General features: G+C 60.4%; 15 protein-coding genes. 3 read left to right on the top strand and 12 right to left on the bottom strand.

Annotated features, from left to right (window positions below; all coding sequences use genetic code 11):
• Positions 1–316: 316 nt before the first annotated feature.
• From FHW77_RS03880 to FHW77_RS03860, 5 genes are all read right to left on the bottom strand, one after another.
• Positions 317–2,320, bottom strand: coding sequence for an aldo/keto reductase (locus FHW77_RS03880; RefSeq protein WP_004444995.1), 2,004 nt, complete (start codon positions 2,318–2,320; stop codon positions 317–319).
• A 45-nt stretch (positions 2,321–2,365) separates the two neighbouring features.
• Positions 2,366–3,451: an ABC transporter ATP-binding protein gene (locus tag FHW77_RS03875; protein WP_004444997.1), complete on the bottom strand. Its 1,086-nt coding sequence runs from the start codon at positions 3,449–3,451 to the stop codon at positions 2,366–2,368.
• Positions 3,452–3,462: 11 nt separating this feature from the next.
• Positions 3,463–4,299 carry a carbohydrate ABC transporter permease gene (locus FHW77_RS03870; protein ID WP_004444999.1) on the bottom strand — a complete coding sequence of 279 codons (837 nt, stop codon included), beginning with the start codon at positions 4,297–4,299 and terminating at the stop codon, positions 3,463–3,465.
• Positions 4,296–5,156: a carbohydrate ABC transporter permease gene (locus FHW77_RS03865; protein WP_004445001.1), complete on the bottom strand. Its 861-nt coding sequence runs from the start codon at positions 5,154–5,156 to the stop codon at positions 4,296–4,298. The genes FHW77_RS03870 and FHW77_RS03865 overlap by 4 nt, the downstream gene beginning before the upstream one ends.
• Positions 5,157–5,409: 253 nt before the next feature.
• A complete protein-coding gene (locus FHW77_RS03860; RefSeq protein ID WP_111813589.1) occupies positions 5,410–6,681 on the bottom strand; it encodes an ABC transporter substrate-binding protein in 1,272 nt (423 codons plus the stop codon).
• 92 nt (positions 6,682–6,773) lie between these two features.
• Between FHW77_RS03860 and FHW77_RS03855 the strand changes: the two genes are divergently transcribed.
• Positions 6,774–7,664 (top strand): helix-turn-helix domain-containing protein, encoded by an 891-nt coding sequence (locus tag FHW77_RS03855; protein WP_004445006.1) that lies wholly within the window; start codon positions 6,774–6,776, stop codon positions 7,662–7,664.
• 59 nt (positions 7,665–7,723) lie between these two features.
• Here FHW77_RS03855 and FHW77_RS03850 read toward each other — a convergent pair whose 3' ends face one another.
• Entirely contained in the window at positions 7,724–8,578 is an 855-nt protein-coding gene (locus FHW77_RS03850; protein WP_004445008.1) for an AraC family transcriptional regulator, read from the bottom strand.
• Between the two features lie 124 nt (positions 8,579–8,702).
• Here FHW77_RS03850 and FHW77_RS03845 point away from each other — a divergent pair, with 124 nt between their 5' ends.
• Both FHW77_RS03845 and FHW77_RS03840 read left to right on the top strand, forming a co-directional pair.
• Positions 8,703–9,899, top strand: coding sequence for an MFS transporter (locus tag FHW77_RS03845; protein WP_004445010.1), 1,197 nt, complete (start codon positions 8,703–8,705; stop codon positions 9,897–9,899).
• 85 nt (positions 9,900–9,984) lie between these two features.
• Positions 9,985–10,881: a LysR substrate-binding domain-containing protein gene (locus FHW77_RS03840; RefSeq protein WP_004445013.1), complete on the top strand. Its 897-nt coding sequence runs from the start codon at positions 9,985–9,987 to the stop codon at positions 10,879–10,881.
• 24 nt (positions 10,882–10,905) lie between these two features.
• Here FHW77_RS03840 and FHW77_RS03835 read toward each other — a convergent pair whose 3' ends face one another.
• The 6 genes from FHW77_RS03835 to FHW77_RS03810 all read right to left on the bottom strand — a co-directional run bounded on the left by FHW77_RS03835 (position 10,906) and on the right by FHW77_RS03810 (position 16,482).
• Entirely contained in the window at positions 10,906–12,186 is a 1,281-nt protein-coding gene (locus tag FHW77_RS03835; protein ID WP_004445017.1) for a TRAP transporter large permease, read from the bottom strand.
• Positions 12,187–12,189: 3 nt separating this feature from the next.
• Positions 12,190–12,741 carry a TRAP transporter small permease gene (locus FHW77_RS03830; RefSeq protein WP_004445019.1) on the bottom strand — a complete coding sequence of 184 codons (552 nt, stop codon included), beginning with the start codon at positions 12,739–12,741 and terminating at the stop codon, positions 12,190–12,192.
• Between the two features lie 129 nt (positions 12,742–12,870).
• Entirely contained in the window at positions 12,871–13,866 is a 996-nt protein-coding gene (locus FHW77_RS03825) for a DctP family TRAP transporter solute-binding subunit (RefSeq protein ID WP_004445022.1), read from the bottom strand.
• Between the two features lie 22 nt (positions 13,867–13,888).
• The gene (locus FHW77_RS03820; RefSeq protein WP_004445026.1) at positions 13,889–14,791 is read right to left on the bottom strand and encodes an NAD(P)-dependent oxidoreductase; all 903 of its coding nucleotides are present in this window, start codon (positions 14,789–14,791) and stop codon (positions 13,889–13,891) included.
• A 12-nt stretch (positions 14,792–14,803) separates the two neighbouring features.
• On the bottom strand, positions 14,804–15,106 hold the full coding sequence (locus FHW77_RS03815) for a putative quinol monooxygenase (RefSeq protein WP_034497555.1): 303 nt from the start codon (positions 15,104–15,106) through the stop codon (positions 14,804–14,806).
• Positions 15,107–15,123: 17 nt separating this feature from the next.
• The gene (locus tag FHW77_RS03810) at positions 15,124–16,482 is read right to left on the bottom strand and encodes an NAD(P)H-dependent oxidoreductase (RefSeq protein WP_004445030.1); all 1,359 of its coding nucleotides are present in this window, start codon (positions 16,480–16,482) and stop codon (positions 15,124–15,126) included.
• Positions 16,483–16,608 lie beyond the last annotated feature (126 nt).

Here is a 16,608-nt window from a genome sequence, read left to right as displayed (position 1 = left end):
AACTCCGGTGATTGTTTGGCGGCAGGTTTGTGAACCTACGCTTTAGCAGTCACCGGGAGAGGAAAGAAGGTGGAAGATGATGTCTCAACCCCGAGATTCGTCAGTGGGAGCGAGCGGATGCCCCTTGTTTCTTCTCCCCGCCGTCGAGAAGTCCGCGGCAGCGGGATGAGGGGGCAATGGTAGAGATATCCGGAGAGCTGGCCCCCCTCATCCGACCCTTCAGGCCACCTTCTCCCCGGCGGGGAGAAGAAATATGCCGCAACAGCTTGCCCTATCCGAAAGAGGCGGCAGATAAATCCGCAGCCTCCATCCACTCTTACGCCTCCAGCCACTTCACCTGCTCGTCCGTCAGCGCAATATCCAGCGCCGAAAGACTATCCTCCAGCTCCGCAATCGTGCGCGGCCCGATCAGCGGGATGACCGGGAAAGGCTGGGCGATGACATAAGCGAGAGCGATATGGATTGGGTGGCGCCCGAGTTTCTGCGCAAGCTCGATCGCCCGATCGCGACGGACGAAATTGCGGTCGGAATACCAGACGCGGACGATTTCCTCATCGTCATGCTTGTCCCGCCCTGCCCGCTCGGTGAAGAAACCGCGCCCCTGGCTGGACCAGGCGAAATTGGGGATTTGTCGGGATTTGAGCCATTCTTTCCATTCGTCATCCGATGCCGCCACGCAGCCTGCCCAGATGGGATCGAGCATTTCGGCAAGCGAGAAATTGTTGGAAAGCGCGCCGGGGGCCTGTTTGCCGTTCTTCTGCGCGTAAGCCGCGGCCTCATCCATGCGTTCGCGCGTCCAATTCGAGCCACCGAAAATGCCGCGAATGCGCCCGCGCCGAACCTCGGCATCCATGGCATCAACGAACTCGCCCACCGGGATGTCGAGATTATCGCGATGCATGAAATAAACATCGACGTAATCCGTCTTCAGACGCTCCAGCGACTGATCTAGCTGTTTGGCGATCATATCGGGATAGCAGAGCGGCGAATGCGCACCCTTGCCGATCAGCACGATCTCTTCGCGCGGCACGTTGCGGCTGGTGTGCCAGTCGCCGAAAATCGCCTCCGTTTTGCCGCCGCCATAGACATAGGCCGTATCGAAGAGATTGCCGCCGGTCTCGTAAAACGCATCGAGCGTCAGGGATGCGGAGGCGAAATTGGGGAAAAACTCGAAGCCGAGCGCGACTACCGAAGCGGGCTTGGCAAGGCCCGGTATCTGCCGCTTCGGGACCGTATTTCCGGATACAACCTTACCACCGGCTATATTGGCGATGCGCGACGTCGCCTTTTCGACGCTGTATTCCAGCCCGACGGAAGCCCGCCACTGGTCCATGACGCGCAGGTTGCCGAGGCTGTCCGCCCAGGCCATGCCGGGTGCATCGAATTCCTTTTTACCCTGGCGAATTGCTTCGCCCGCCGCATCGACCTCGAAGGAATAAAGCCAGCGATCCTCCGGCAGCTCGATGGTTTCGACCTTGTCGCCCCTGATGATATCGATCCGCCCGGTGCCGCCCTTGTGGCCGGCGGCAAACCAGAAATCCCTGACCTCGATCCGGCCGTCCGAACCGATGATGCGCAGCACATTGTCCTGCGCCGCCATGATCGAGCACGAGACTTCGGCGACGATGCCGTTTGGGAATTTCAGCACGGCCGAGGCCCATTCATCAACGCCCGACTGGCCGAGAAGGGCAGCACCTGCCACTTTTTCGGGCTCCGCAAAAGGCTTTCCATCCACTGCGCCTGCGATCATCCGCACCATGGAAACCGGATAACCGCCGACATCGAGAATGCCGCCGCCGGCGGTTTCATTGGCGAACAGCCGGTGATCGGCCCGGAACGAGCCCATGTTGAAACCGAAGCTGGAGCGGATGATGCGGATATCGCCCACCGCGCGGGCTTTCACCAGTTCCAGCAATTTCGCCGTCTGCGGATGCAGGCGATACATATAGGCTTCACCGGCAAAAACGCCGGCCTTTTTCGCCTCATGGAAAATGGCGTCGGCGTCATAAGCGGAAATCGCGATCGGCTTTTCCACCAGCACGTTTTTGCCCGCCCGGATTGCCTTGATTGCCCACTCGGCATGGCCCGTATGGGGCGTGGCGATATAGACCGCGTCGATATCGGGATCGGCAAGCAGCGCATCGTAACCCTTCACAATGCGCGCGCCGGCAAAAGCTTCGGCAAGGCCGGGCTTGTCCGGATTGCGCGTGGCGATGGCCTCAAGCCTGCCGGTGCGGGAATGGGCGATACCGTCAGCAAAGGTTCTGGCGATGGTGCCCGGGCCGATGATGCCCCAGCGGATCGGTTGTTCGGTGGTCATGAAATCCTCGTCTTTCGTATCGGTCTTGGGTGCTTGGGAAAGGGTTCAGCGCAGGCGTTCGCCCTTGCTGTCGAAAAGGAAAGCCCGGCGGGCGGAAAGGCCGACCGTCAGCCGGTCGCGATTGCCGACATCACGCGATTCCGGCCGCTCGATGATGAGCTGCTCGCCGCCTTCGGTTCGGGCATAGACATAGCTGGTATTGCCGAGATGCTCGGCGACATCGACATGCACGGTGAGATCGGCATCGCCCCCGCCCGCATCGGCAAAATGCTCCGGCCGGATGCCGAGCGAGACCCTGGCGCCCTCGTTGACGCGCTCTTTAATCGGCAAAGTCAGCCGCACCGCAGGATCGCTGTCGAGGGCGAGCGTGACGCTGTCGGCGCCGCCGCCGATGACAGTGGCGTCGAGAAAGTTCATCTTCGGCGAGCCGACAAAGCCGGCGACAAAGCGGTTGGCGGGATCATCGTAAAGATCGAGCGGCGCACCCACCTGTTCGATATTGCCCGCCCGCAGGACCACGATCTTGTCGGCCAGCGTCATCGCCTCGGTCTGGTCATGCGTCACATAGATCATCGTGGTGCCGAGTTGCTTGTGCAGGCGCGAAATTTCGACGCGCATCTGCACCCGCAGTTCCGCATCGAGGTTGGACAGAGGCTCGTCGAACAGGAAGACCTGCGGCTCGCGCACAATGGCTCGGCCGATGGCCACACGCTGCCGCTGGCCGCCGGAAAGCTGTTTCGGCCGGCGATCCATCAGTTCATTGATCTGCAGGATTTCGGCGGCGCGGTTGACCCGCTTTTCCGTATCGGCCTTTGGGTTGCCGTTCATTCTGAGGCCGAAGGAGAGGTTTTCGGCCACCGTCATATGCGGATAAAGTGCATAGGACTGGAACACCATGGCAATGCCACGATCGGCCGGATCAGCATCACTGACCGTATTGCCGCCAATCACGATATCGCCACCGGAAATATCCTCCAGCCCGGCGATCATTCTGAGAAGCGTGGATTTTCCGCAGCCGGACGGGCCGACAAAAACGACGAATTCCCCGTCTTTCACCTCAAGATTGGCGCCATGGATCACCTCCAGCGCACCGTATCGCTTGACCACGTTTTTGAGCGAAAGTTCCGCCATGCGGCCTCCCCTTACTTGACTGCCCCGGCTGAAATGCCGGCGATGAAGTGACGCTGCAGGACCACGAAAACCACGAGAATGGGTGCGGTCAGCAGCACCGCGCCGGCCATGATGCCGCCCCATGACACCTTGGTGAGCCCGATAAGGGTGCCAAGTGCCACGGGTGCGGTCATCATTCCTGGGCGGGAATTGATGAGAAGCGGCCAGAGGTAGTTGTTCCACGAGGCCAGGAAGAGAATGATGGAGAGTGCCGCCATTGTGGGACGCGCCAAGGGCAAAGCAATGCGCAGAAAAATCTGCCATTCCTTGACGCCTTCCACCCGCGCGGCATCGAAAAGCTCCGTCGGCATCATCGAGAAGGATTGCCGCATGAACAGCACGCCGAGCGAGTTGAAGAGCGGCGGCACGATCAGCGCCACCCAGGTATTGGCGAGCTTGAATTCCCGCGCCACCATGATGAATTGCGGAATGACGACGACTGCAAACGGCAGGGTGATGGTGCCGAGAATGATGGCGATCACCACCCTGCGCCCGGCGAAACGATACCGCGCCAGCGCCCAGCCCGCCATTGAGGTCAGCATGACAGAAAGCACCGTATAGATGACGGCAACGGTTATCGAGATGAACATGGCCCGCAGGAAATCAGTATCAGCCTGCAGGTTGTTGAAATTCTCGACGAAGTTTGTGGAGGGTGCCAGAATAATATCCGGGCTGAAGATACCGTAATCCGGCATGGTCGAGAATACGAACATCATCCACAGCGGAAACAGCCAGATGACGGCAAGCGGCGTAAGCACCGCGTGCAGCGCGATCTTCTGCCAGAAAAGCGATCTCGATTTCGATCTCATTTCGGCTCCCTCCCGACCCAGAGATTGAGGAGTGAAATGGCGATGGCGAGCGCCGCCATGGTGTAGGCAATGGCAGAGGCATAACCGAAATTAAGCGAAGTGAAGCCCTGGCGATAAAGGAACAGCCCCAGCGTCTCCGTGCCGCCGCCCGGCCCGCCCCTGTTGGTAATGAGGAAGGGTTCGGCAAACAGCTGCATGGTGCCGATGACCGACAGGACAACGCAGAACAGGATGATGGGTTTAAGCAACGGCAGGGTGATGTAAAAGAACTGCTGGCGCTTGCTCACCTTGTCCAGCGTCGCGGCCTCATAGACATCGCCGGGGATCGATTGCAGACCGGCGAGAATGATGATGGCGTTATACCCCGCCCAGCGCCAGGTCACCGCGATGATGACCAGCGCCATGGCCGCATTGGCATTGTCGAACCACGAGATGGGCGCAAGGCCGACTGACGTGATGAGCTTGTTGATGATGCCAAAATCGGCGCTGAACATCAGCCGGAACACCGCCGCATAGGCCACCTCGCCGACAACGACAGGCGCGAAGAAGGCAAAACGATAGAGCGGCCGCGCTTTCAGCAGCGGCGAATTCAGGAGCACCGCCATGACGGTGGCGAGCGCGATCATGACCGGCACCTGAATGACCAGAATGATCAGCGTATTGTAGAGCGCGTTATAAAATGCCGGATCGGAGACGAGCCGCCCCCAGTTCATGGACGGTGCAAACCGCCACGGGTTAATGCGGGTATTCTGGAACGACAGCATGAACGAGCTGATGATCGGCCAGACCCAGAAGGTGGCGAAAATCAGGAGATAGGGCGCAAGGAACGCATAAGCGATCCTGTTCCTAGACGGCATGACGACCTCCAGATGCCGGACAAGGGCCGGATAAATGGAAAAGCTTGAAGGCCTGCCCGATTTCGAGGGCGAGACCATTGCAAGGCGGTGCGGCCTATTTCTTCTCCCCAAGGGGGAGAAGGTGGCCCGAAGGGTCGGATGAGGGGGTTAGCTCGCGATCTATCACCAACGTTGCCCCCTCATCCCGCTGCCGCGGACTTCTCCCCATCGGGGAGAAGAAGCCCGTGGCACCCGCTCGGTCCGGGCCGCCGGCTTACTGCGCGACAGGCAGCCCCGTGGCCGTTTCGATCTGCTTTGCCGCATCATCGAGCGCAGCCTTCGCATCGGGATAGCCACCTGCGAAATATTTCGTCTGCGTCGCCTTGTAGATCGCATCCGCATCGGACTGGAATGCCGTGCCGCGGCTTGGAACGATCTTCGGCAGCGTGGCGAGAATATCGGTCCAGACCGCCTGCCCGCCCCAATAGGGGTGCTTCTCCTTCACGAAGGGATCGTCGATGGCTGATAGCAGCGAGGGAACGAGGCCGAAGGATTTCAGCATCGTCACCTGGCCCTCATTCGTGGTCAGCGCGTAATCGATGTATTTCCATGCGGCTTCCTTGTGCTCGGACGTCGAACTGATCGCCAGCGAAGACCCGCCGAGATTGGCCGCATGCGGACCGTCAGGCGTGAGGCTCGGCATCAGATAGACGCCCCATTTGCCCGCGAGATCGGGCGAGCCGGAGCGGATCGTGCCCTCGTACCAGGCGCCATACATCTGGCTTGCCGCCTTGCCGGCGGTATTGGCCTGGATCTTTTCATCCCAGATCGCCGCCGTGATGATGCCGGCGTCCTTCATTTCCTTGACCTTTTCAAGGGTCGCGACACAGGCGGGCTGGTTGATGGTAATGTTCTGGCCATCGGTCGAAAAGTAACCGCATCCCTGCTCATTGGCGATCATGCGGAACCATTCGCTATCGCCGTTGAAGTCGGCCTGCGCCATGACCGTTCCGGGATTGGCAGCCATGACCTTCTTGCCGGCGGCGATGAAATCATCCCAGCTCTTGATGGTGGCCGGATCGACGCCCGCCTTTTCATAGAAGTCGCGGCGATAGAAAACCGCTACCGGGCCGGAGTCCCACGGAACCGCATAGGCGACACCGTCAACCTCCAGTTCCGTGCGCTTGAAATCAGGAAAAAGCGCCTGTTTCTCAGGCGTATAGCCAAGCTCGGTCAGATTGGTGAAACAGTCTGGGAAACGGCTCCAGAACAGTTCCGCTTCGAAATTTTCAATGGTGACGATATCAGGAAGACCATCGCCCCCGGCGGCGCAGGCGGCCAGCGTCTTGTCAAAAACCTGATTGTTTCCAAGGTCTTCGACGACGATCTTGATATCCGGATTCTGCTTGTTGAAGCCCTCTACCGTGGATTTCAGCGCGGACGCCGCGACATTCCAGCTCCAGATGGTGACGGTCTCGGTTTGCGCGAAAGCCGGGGCTGCAAGAAGCAGCATGGCCGTAGACGCGCCAAGAAATTTCAAGCACATTGAAAACCTCCCTTTTTCAATTGCCGTTCTTCAGCGAACATGGGCACATTACCGGCGGCAGGAAATCTGTCTCGTAAAAAGGGAACATCGATTTGGCGGAAAGTAAGATTGCTGAAAGAGCCTTCTACCAGCCGGGTGCAAGCAGCATCGAAGGCATGCCGACAACCCTTCAGCTTTTTCACAATCACCCGCCCATCATGCTCAGGCCACACTGGCACGCTCAGGTGGAGGTGAATTACGTGATGGCGGGATCGGTGCATTATCACATGGGCGATCATGACCTTACGCTTAATTCCGGCCAGATGTGCATCTTCTGGGGTGGCCAGCCGCACCAGATGGACCACTCTTCCGACGATTCGTTTTACGCCGGCGCGCATCTTCCGCTCGTGCACTTTTTCCGCATGCGCCTGCCCGCTACCGTTTCCAGCCTGCTGATGGGCGGTGCGACGATGGTGAGTGCTGAGACGGACAAGGCAGACGCCGAAAATTTCGGCCGCTGGTTTCGCTATGTCACCTCCGGCGACCCGGCGAAAGCCCAGCACGCGGTGGAAGAATTGCTGCTCAGGGTCGAGCGGATGTTCCTCGAGCCATACGCCGTCGTATCTTCCGCCGCCAGCGGCAAACGCAGAGAGAATGATGAGGGCATGGCGCCCTCCATCGGCGTGGTACGCATGTGCGATTTCATTGCCGCCAATTTCCTCGACGATATCGACGCAACCGACATCGCCCGCGCCGCCGCGCTTCACCCGAAATATGCGATGAACCTGTTCCGCAAATCCACCGGCATGACGCTGATCAAATATCTGACCCTGCTCCGTCTTTCGCGCGCGCAGGCCATGCTGATGACGGGCAAGGACAATATCCTGCAAATCGCCATGGAAAGCGGTTTTGGCTCGGTCAGCGCATTCAACAAGGCGTTCCGCCAGATATCAGGCATGTCGCCTTCCGATTTCCGCCGCGACATGCGGGCGGCGGCGGCTTAGGGTACCCTCCTCATTCCTGTGCTCGTCACAGGGATGAGGTTGAGTGAGCACCCCAACCCTTAGCCACCCATCTCTTCAAAATCGGGAAAAGCGGCGCTGCGCTGCCGCGCCGCCTGGCGATAAGCCCGGGGCGAGCTGCCCAGCATTCGCCGGAACATCGTTGTAAAAGCGGGGATGTTTTCATAACCGGCATCCAGCGCCACGTTCGTCACGGCCTCCCCCGCCGCCAGCCGCGGCAGGGAGGCGAAGATGCAGGCCTGCTGACGCCATGTGGCGAAGCTCACCCCCAGTTCCTTGCGAAACAGACGCGTAAAGGACCGGCGGCTGATACCCATGGCCGCCGCCCAGTCATCGATCTCCACCCGCGCCACGGGCCTGTTGAGGAAATCCCGGCAAAGCGCTGCCAGCCGCTGATTGTCCGGAAATGGCAAACCCAAAGGGCGTTCCGGCAGGCGGTTCACTTCATCCAGCAAAAGTGCGCGCACGAGACCCTGCCGGTGAAAAGCAGCTGGCTGATGTTCCTCGGCCAGCAACTCGGAAATGAGGCTCGAGGCGAGATCTGTTATTTCCACGACCCTTGGAGACGTTGCCTGGAAGAGATCGGGATGGACGTAGATGGAGTGCATCTCGACATTGGAGATGACTTCGGCCTCATGTTGCAGACCGGCGGGAATGAGCAGCCCGTGACCCGGCGGTATCATCCAGCGCCCATCCGCCGTGCTGACCAGCACCACCCCCCGGCGCGCGCACCATATCTGCACGCGACTATGGTTATGGGGCGGAGTGCGATGCCCCGTCGGATAGATGCGATGGAGCGCCAGCACCGGCTCATTGGTGCCGTCGATCAATTTCAGGCTGCGCTCATGCTCCTCGAGCGTCACACCGACTGTCTGTCGCGATTTGATTTTTGCCATTTGGCCCACTCACAAAGAAACTCGTCCAGAACACAAATGCAGGCCAGACACAATATGAATAAAAGCGGGAGCAAATAAAGACATGTTTCCCGTTTCATCGGCGGGGATCTGGAGAGGATAATTCATGGCCACCGTCACCAGCACCGGGTTCAACCCGCAACGCACGGCGTTTTCAATCATCGCAGCCGCGAGCTTCTGCCACATGCTGAACGACATCATGCAATCGCTGCTGACGTCGCTTTACCCGTTGCTGAAAGCCAATTACGCGCTCGATTTCGTACAGATCGGACTGCTTACCTTCGCCTTTCAGGTCACGGCATCGCTGCTGCAGCCGGTCGTCGGCATGGTGACAGACCGTTGGCCCATGCCGTTTTCCCTGCCCGTGGCCATGCTCTCCACCTGCGCCGGCCTCATCACGCTCGCCTTTGCCCATAGTTTCGAGGTTCTGGTGATTGGCGCCTGCCTCATCGGCATCGGCTCGGCGATCTTCCATCCCGAAGCCTCGCGCGTTGCCCGCCTGGCATCCGGCGGCCGCCATGGTCTGGCGCAGTCCTTCTTCCAGGTGGGTGGGAATACCGGCACGGCCATCGGCCCGCTGCTCGCCGCCTTCATTGTCATTCCGTTGGGCCAGTCGAGCCTCAGCTGGTTCTCGCTGATTGCCCTCCTCGGCTTCGGCGTGCTGTCCTGGGTCGGCGTCTGGTATACCCGCCACCGCCGCGCAACCGTCGGCAAGGCTCCGGCCAGCCGCGCCCTGCCGCTCTCACGCGGAACCGTGATGATGACGCTTCTGGTGCTGGTGGTTCTGACCGCCACCAAGAATGCCTATCTCGCCAGCCTCTCGAGCTACTTCACCTTCTACACAATCGACAGGTTCGGCCTTGGCGTGCAGGACGCGCAGGTACTGCTGTTCCTCTTCCTCGGGGCATCCGCACTCGGCGTGTTCTTCGGCGGCCCGATCGGTGACCGTTTCGGCTCGCGCGTCGTCATCTGGTTCTCGATCCTCGGCGTCATTCCCTTCGCGTTGATGCTGCCCTATGCGAACCTGTTCTGGACAGCCGTTCTGGTCGTCGTCATCGGCTTCGTCTTCTCTTCGGCTTTCTCGGCCATCGTCGTTTTCGCGCAGGAGCTTGTGCCGGGCCGGGTCGGCCTCATCGCCGGCATGTTCTTCGGTTTCGCCTTCGGTTTCGGTGGCATCGGGGCTGCGGTTCTGGGGGTCTATGCGGATAAGGAAGGCATTGAATTCGTCTACCGCATCTGCTCCTACATGCCGCTGCTCGGCCTTTTGACGGTCTTCCTGCCGAAACTGCCGAGCCATCGCTAAAAGCCTCGCGTTCAACGCTTTTCAACACGGCGGTCACCTGTGATACTCGGGTGACCGCCGTATTCCGTTGAGCAAAGCCCTACCCATGCAAATCCCGATAAAATCGATCCTCGTTTTCCACGCTGCGGCAAGGGCGGGCAGCATTTCCCGGGCGGCGGAAGAGTTGAGCGTGACACCTTCGGCCGTTTCCCAGCAGATCCAGCTGCTGGAAGGCCAGCTCGGCACGACGCTGATGGCGCGAACCGGCCGCAAGGTGACATTGACCGAAGCGGGCGAGCGCTATTTTTCGATGATCACCGCCCAGATTGAGCAGATATCCGACGCGACCGACAGCATTCGTGGTTTCCGTTCCGTCACGGCACTGACGATCCGGGCGACGCCGACCATTTCCAACAAATGGCTTCTGCCGCGTCTCGGCTCCTTTCTGGAGGAGCATCCTGAACTGGAAGTGCGCTTGGACGGCACCAACGAGCCGACCGATTTTTCGCAGGAACTCGTCGATGTGGAGCTGCGCCACGGCGATGGTCGTTGGCCGGGCCTCTTCGTGGAAGGGCTGGTGGAAGAGGAATTCCTGCCGGTGTCCTCACCGGACTATGCCGCCGCCGGAAGCCTTCAGGCCACCGATCTGCTTGAACTGCGGCTCATCCATTCGGTGAAGGCACAGGCGCAGTGGACGCACTGGTTCCCGATGGCGGGCGTGCATTCAGACAAAAGATGGCGGCGCGTGCTGTTCGACCGCAGCCATATGGCCATCGACGCCGCGGCCGGCGGTCTGGGCGTCGCGCTGGAAAGCACGCTGATGATGGAACGGGAACTGAGTACCGGAGCGCTTGTCTGCCCTGTCATCGACGCACCGCGCATCAAGCTCGTTACCCAATGGATCGTTTGCCCGCATTCTCACCTGCGGCAGCGAAAGGTGACGCTTTTCCTGGAGTGGATGCGAAAACAACGCGACGAGTGGCGTGACCGTCGCGTTGTCTGAGTTTTTCAGGCGTACTGTTTCGGCTCAGTAGAGACCCATCAGCCGTATCGGCCCAAGCGTCAGGATCGGGAAAAGCACCAGCGCAAATATGGCGAGCGTCAGCACCGTCATCGGCGCCAGCGAACCGCGGATGACATCCTCGATCTTCATATTCGCGACCTGGGCTGCGGCAAACAGGCAGACCCCGACTGGCGGCGTCACCAGCCCGAGCGTCAGCGTCATGACAGTCACGATCAGGAAATGGATCGGATCGATACCGAGCGCTTCGACCGGCGGCATCAATACCGGAATGAGGATGAACATGGCGGGGATCGCTTCCATGAAAATGCCGATGATCAGCAGGAACACGAAGATCACGAGCATGCCCGTCATCGGCCCGAGGTTCATCGCCTTCAAGAGTTCGGCGACCTGTTCCGGCAGGCCGTCAAAGGTGAAGACCCAGGCAGCCAGCTGCGAAGTGGCGGCGATGAACAGGATGGTTCCGGAAATGCGTGCCGTCGAGATGAGGATTTCCGGCAGTTCGCGCACCGGCAGCGTGCGGTAGACGATGACGCCGAGCACCGCGACATAAACGACCGCGATGGCAGCGGCTTCCGTCGGCGTGAACAGGCCGCTGGCGATGCCGATGATGAGGATCAGCGGGGTGAGCATCGGCAGGATGGCGCGAAGTCCGGTGATGACAACCAGACGGAAGTTGAAGGGGGTCGGCGGGTTATATCCGTAGTGCACGGAATAGAAGTGATTGAAGACCAGGAAGGCGAAGGCGATGAAGAGGCCGGGCACCAGGCCCGCGATCAGCAATGTGCCGATGGACACGTTGGCGATGGAGCCGGCAATGACGATCAGGATCGACGGCGGAATGATCGAGGAGAGCGTGGAGGTGCAAAGCGTCATGCCGACGGCATAACCCTTCGGGAAGCCATGCCGCTCCATCGCCTTGATCTCGATGGCGCCGACAGAGGCGATGTCAGCGACGGACGAGCCGGAGACACCGGAAAAGATCACCGAGGAGATGACGTTGACGTGACCGAGGCCGCCGGGCAACCAGCCCACCATGGCCTCGGCGAAATCGAAAATGCGCTCCGCCACACGCCCCCGCTCCATGACGGTGCCGACGAGGATGAACAGCGGCACGGCGACGAGCAGGAAGGAGTTCATGGATGAGAACATCGTCTGCGACAGCAGGTCCATCGGCATGGAGGTAAAGAGCCAGAGCGTGCCGACGCTGGCGAGCGCCAGCGCAATGGCAAGCGGTACACCGAGCATGCTGAGACCGAAAAAGGCGACGAGAAGAAAGACCGACATGGATCAATGTCCTGCTGAAATGGAGATGTCGGCGTGTGCGATCTCGTCCGCCGGCAGGCCAAGCTCGGGAAGCGCGATGAGCTCCCGGCGGCTGCGCAACGATTCGACGATGGCGAGCACGGCGATGATGGCGGAAACCGGCAGAACGATGCCGATGGTCCACATCGGGATGGGAAGCGTGGCGGCGGTTTCGTTCATCATGACCTGCTGGCGCACCATGGTCAGGCCCGTCCAGCCCATCATGCCGAAGAAGAACACGGATGAACCGACGTAGATCGGCACCGCGAGCCGCCGGAAGAAGCGGTGAAACAGCACGAGAAACACCACAACACGGGCGCTTTCAACGGTGCGGAAGCCGGCGGCGAGGCCCAGAAACACCATCCAGATGAAGAGAAAGCGGGTTGCTTCCTCGGTCCAGGGGAGAGGACTGCCGATGAGGCGGCCAATGACCTGGAGGAGCACGACGATGAGAATGCCGGCGCAGGCCGCGCCTGCGGCCACATCGGCGATGAGTCTTACGATGGTGCCGAGCACCGAAGGTTTCGTATCGTTCATGACAATACCCTTCCACTGCTGAAACCGGATATCCGGTAAAACGAATGCCACCCTGCCCTTACGGCAAGACGACCCTGCCTGACATTTGGGAAGGCCGGATCGAAACCCGGCCGTCCGTTTGCGGAAAGGTCAGTTCGTCTTGAGGAACGCCTGCGTCTTGTCGAAGAAGGCCTGATCCTTCACCAGAGCGGAGAATTTCGCCGAAAGGCCGGCCGCCACGGCCACGAAAGCCTTGCGCTCGTCATCGGTCAGCGCGTTCACCTCCATGCCGTTCTTTTTCAGCGTTTCCAGTGACTTGTCGATATCGGCAGCGTCGTTCTGCGCCTTCCAGGCCTCCGTTTCCACGGCGGCCTCCTTGAGCGCGGTCTTGAAGTTCTCATCAAGACCTTCAAAACGGGCAGGATTCATGCCCAGCACCCAGGCGTCGGCGATGTGGTTGCTGATCGTCAGGTATTTCTGCACCTCGTAGAGCTTGGCGCTGACCGGCACATTGACCGGATTTTCCTGCCCGTCGACCACCTTGAGCTGGAGGGCATTATAGACTTCGGCAAAAGCCATCGGCGTCGGGGCGGCCCCCATGGCGCCGAAGAATTCAACCCAGAGCGGATTGTTAGGCACCCGCAGCTTCATGCCCTTCAGATCGGCTGGCGATTTGATCGGCGCCCTCGAATTGGTGATCTGGCGCAGCGGCCGTGACCAGAGATCGAGCCCGAGAATGCCGATCTTGCTCAGATCGCCGGAAAGCTCCTTGCCGAGATCGCTGTCGAGATAGACCCGGAGCTGGTCGATATCGCGGAACTGGTAGGGGATGGCGATAGCTGTGAATTTCGGGTTGAACGTCGCGTAGAGCGATGTCGAATTCAGGAGCATGTCAAGCGAGCCGCCGGCCAGCTGCTTGACGCCCGCCGAAGGATCGCCGCCATAAAGCGTACCGTTGGGGAATACCTTGATCTTGAGCTTGCCGTCGGTCTTTTTTGAAACCAGTTCCGCGAACTTGTTGGCGGAAAGCGTGATTTCGGAATTGTCTGCATCCGGCGTCGACAGCGTCAGCGTCTCGGCCCGTGCAATCGATGCGACCAGCATGGTGGCGGCAAGGGCCAGCCCGTAAAGTTTCGAAATTTTCATGTGTTCCTCCCTTTGTTGTGTCTTAAACAGTTTCGAGCGTTCCTCCGAACGCATTCATGCGCTTAATTTCAAGGATCACACCGCTGTGATCAAGCTCGCCCGCGCCATGCTCGACCATGGAGCGAAACAGCCGGTCAACCTCCTCGCTGACCGGTAATGTCAGGCCGCGGCTTCTGGCGAAGGCCAGCGCCGTGGACGTATCCTTGACCTGATATTTCGCCGGCCCGCCGGGGCGGAAATCGCCCTCAACCATGCGTTTTCCGTGCTGACGGAAGACGGTGGAATCGGCAAATCCGCCAAGCAGGGCGTGGCGCACCTGTGCCGGGTCCGCTCCCCCTTCTTCCGCAAGGGTGAGAGCTTCGGCAACGGCGCAGATTGTCGAGGCGACGATCAGCTGATTGGCAAGCTTGGCCAGAGAGCCGCAGCCCACCGGCCCTACGTGCGTGACGCGGCCAAGACAACCGAGGAGCGGCCGCAGCGCATCCACATCCCGCTGTTCACCCCCGGCCATGATGGCGAGCGTTCCTTCGATCGCTCCCTTTTCACCGCCGGACACGGGCGCATCGACATATCTGACGCCACATGCCAGGGCGGCTTCAGCCTGTTCCATTGCAATTTCAACGGGAATGGAACTCATGACCAGCAGAACCGCACCGGGCTTCATGGCTGAAACGATGCCCGGCGAACCGAGCAGAACATCGTTGCAGACCGGCCCGGAACTCAGCATGCAGAGCACCACATCCGCTTCGGCCGCAGCCTCGGCAGCCGTTACGGTCGGCTGCACGCCCTTCTCTGCCAGAACCGCAGCCTTGTCGGCACTGCGGTTCCAGGCCTTGACGGAAAACCCGGCCTCTGCCAGGCGCGCCGCCATGGGTGCGCCCATGATACCCGTACCGATAACGGCGACCTGGCGGATGTCTGCCATCGTTCCCATCCTTCAAAGCCATTGCCGGTTCAGGAAGCGCACCGGCAGTTCTTCTTCGATAAGCGCCGGGAACGCCTCGCGGAAGCGGTCGAGATGCGGTGTCTTCAGGTGGTCGTCAAAAGCCTGTTTGTCGTCATAGACCTCGTAGAACACCACATTGTTTCCCGTTTCCGGCCGCACCACGTCGAATTGCCGGCAACCCGGTTCATCACGGACCGAATGGGTGGCATCATCACGCGCAGCGTCGAGAAAGGCCTCCATCGCGTCGGGCTTGACCCGAAATTCCGCTATCACCACGAAAGCCCCCTTCGACATGTCCTGATCCCCGCCCGTCACGCCGCAGCGTCCTTTTGCGGGCGGAAGCGGTTTTCCATGTCCTGACGCAGCTTCACCACGTCGAGATCGTTGACCAGCTCCACATCGTCGAAGCTGACGATCTGGTCTTTCCTGATGGCGCGCTTCAGCTTGACGTTATGGGCGAGGCCGATCGGCAGCGCTTTCATGTCCAGGCTGCGGGTCGCTGGAATGGCGTTCGCCCAGACCGCATAACCGCCCTCACCGTCCAGCATTTCGCCGGGCTGCATGTCCTTCTTGGCGGTGGCGACGGCATCGCCGCGGAACTCCTTCGAGCAGCCGGTTGCCTCGTTTCGCAATACGGCAGAGAGCACGCTGATCGAGGTTTCGAGTCCGATGATATGGAACGGACGCCACATGGAGGCGTACCAGCCGGACGGATCGGTCAGCAGGCCATATTGCTTGAAGCAGGCGCGGGCATATTCATTATGCGCCTTGAACGTGACGAAGACGCCGTAACGGATGTTGTTGAACACCTCGCGTCCATCCGGCTCCTGGCTCGCGGCGATATCCACCAGGCCTGAACGGGCCATGCGGCCGCCATCGGCGGCGGGACGGAAAACACGGGCGAGATCGTGCAGGCCGGCGGGCGGGAAAGCCAGACCGTCATCCGGGCAGTCCAGCCCCGTACCATTGGCGACAGCCGCCATTTCGATGGCTGCCTTGGTGCCATCGGTGAAGGAATTATACATTTTCGGATTGAAGTCGCCCTTGGCCACTTCCTCGTCCGTCCAGCCGAAATAACCCCAGACCGTGTCCGGCGTCGAATAGCGGTAACGCGGCTCGAAGTTCATGCCCTTGCCGGCGGAAACGACCTCGAAGCCGGTGGCGCGCGCCCAGTCGACAAGCTCGCAGATCAACGCCGGCTGGTCGCCGTAAGCCATGGAATAGATCAGGCCCTTGGCGCGGGCCTTTTCGGCAAGGATCGGGCCGACCATGACGTCGGCTTCGACATTGACCATGACGACGTGTTTGTTGTGGTCGATGGCGCCCAACGCGTGGCGGGCACCGGCCAGCGGATGGCCGGTGGCCTCGATGACGCATTCGATCTCACCGCAGGCGAAAAGCTTGTTCACGTCGTCGGTCACATAGGTCTTGCCGCTCTTCAGCGCCTCGGCGCAGCTCTTCGCATCGTAACGTTCCTTCGGCCAGCCGACGCGATCCAGCGATTCCTTCGCCTTTCCGACATTGAGGTCCGCAACGGCGACCATGTGGAAACCGGCGATGCGCTGCGCCTGCGCCAGCACCATGGAGCCGAACTTGCCTGCGCCGATGAGACCGACGCGGACAGGCCTGCCGCCGGCCGCACGTTCTGACAGAAGAGAATAGAGGTTCATGTTTCATCATCCTTCGCTGGGGAAATTGCTGGCGAGAATGTCCAGTCAGCCCGGCGAAAACCATGCGATACCGCGGCTGCGAGGCTCCCCTCGCGGCACTGGAGACATGGCAATCTGACGTTCCTC

The organism is Agrobacterium sp. RC10-4-1 (assembly GCF_014138475.1).
In the GTDB taxonomy this organism is placed as follows: domain Bacteria; phylum Pseudomonadota; class Alphaproteobacteria; order Rhizobiales; family Rhizobiaceae; genus Agrobacterium; species Agrobacterium pusense.
The sequence above is the reverse complement of the archived record's forward strand: the minus strand, read 5'-3'. Positions and strand labels throughout refer to the sequence as shown.

What these genes read in the sequence shown, in the direction of transcription:
- FHW77_RS03815 (WP_034497555.1), bottom strand. Translation starts at nt 15,106, where the DNA reads ATGTCGAAGGGGGCTTTCGTGGTGATAGCGGAATTTCGGGTCAAGCCC.
- FHW77_RS03880 (WP_004444995.1), bottom strand. Translation starts at nt 2,320, where the DNA reads ATGACCACCGAACAACCGATCCGCTGGGGCATCATCGGCCCGGGCACC.
- FHW77_RS03845 (WP_004445010.1), top strand. Translation starts at nt 8,703, where the DNA reads ATGGCCACCGTCACCAGCACCGGGTTCAACCCGCAACGCACGGCGTTT.
- FHW77_RS03850 (WP_004445008.1), bottom strand. Translation starts at nt 8,578, where the DNA reads ATGGCAAAAATCAAATCGCGACAGACAGTCGGTGTGACGCTCGAGGAG.
- FHW77_RS03875 (WP_004444997.1), bottom strand. Translation starts at nt 3,451, where the DNA reads ATGGCGGAACTTTCGCTCAAAAACGTGGTCAAGCGATACGGTGCGCTG.
- FHW77_RS03835 (WP_004445017.1), bottom strand. Translation starts at nt 12,186, where the DNA reads ATGTCGGTCTTTCTTCTCGTCGCCTTTTTCGGTCTCAGCATGCTCGGT.
- FHW77_RS03840 (WP_004445013.1), top strand. Translation starts at nt 9,985, where the DNA reads ATGCAAATCCCGATAAAATCGATCCTCGTTTTCCACGCTGCGGCAAGG.
- FHW77_RS03860 (WP_111813589.1), bottom strand. Translation starts at nt 6,681, where the DNA reads ATGTGCTTGAAATTTCTTGGCGCGTCTACGGCCATGCTGCTTCTTGCA.
- FHW77_RS03820 (WP_004445026.1), bottom strand. Translation starts at nt 14,791, where the DNA reads ATGGCAGACATCCGCCAGGTCGCCGTTATCGGTACGGGTATCATGGGC.
- FHW77_RS03810 (WP_004445030.1), bottom strand. Translation starts at nt 16,482, where the DNA reads ATGAACCTCTATTCTCTTCTGTCAGAACGTGCGGCCGGCGGCAGGCCT.
- FHW77_RS03825 (WP_004445022.1), bottom strand. Translation starts at nt 13,866, where the DNA reads ATGAAAATTTCGAAACTTTACGGGCTGGCCCTTGCCGCCACCATGCTG.
- FHW77_RS03870 (WP_004444999.1), bottom strand. Translation starts at nt 4,299, where the DNA reads ATGAGATCGAAATCGAGATCGCTTTTCTGGCAGAAGATCGCGCTGCAC.
- FHW77_RS03865 (WP_004445001.1), bottom strand. Translation starts at nt 5,156, where the DNA reads ATGCCGTCTAGGAACAGGATCGCTTATGCGTTCCTTGCGCCCTATCTC.
- FHW77_RS03830 (WP_004445019.1), bottom strand. Translation starts at nt 12,741, where the DNA reads ATGAACGATACGAAACCTTCGGTGCTCGGCACCATCGTAAGACTCATC.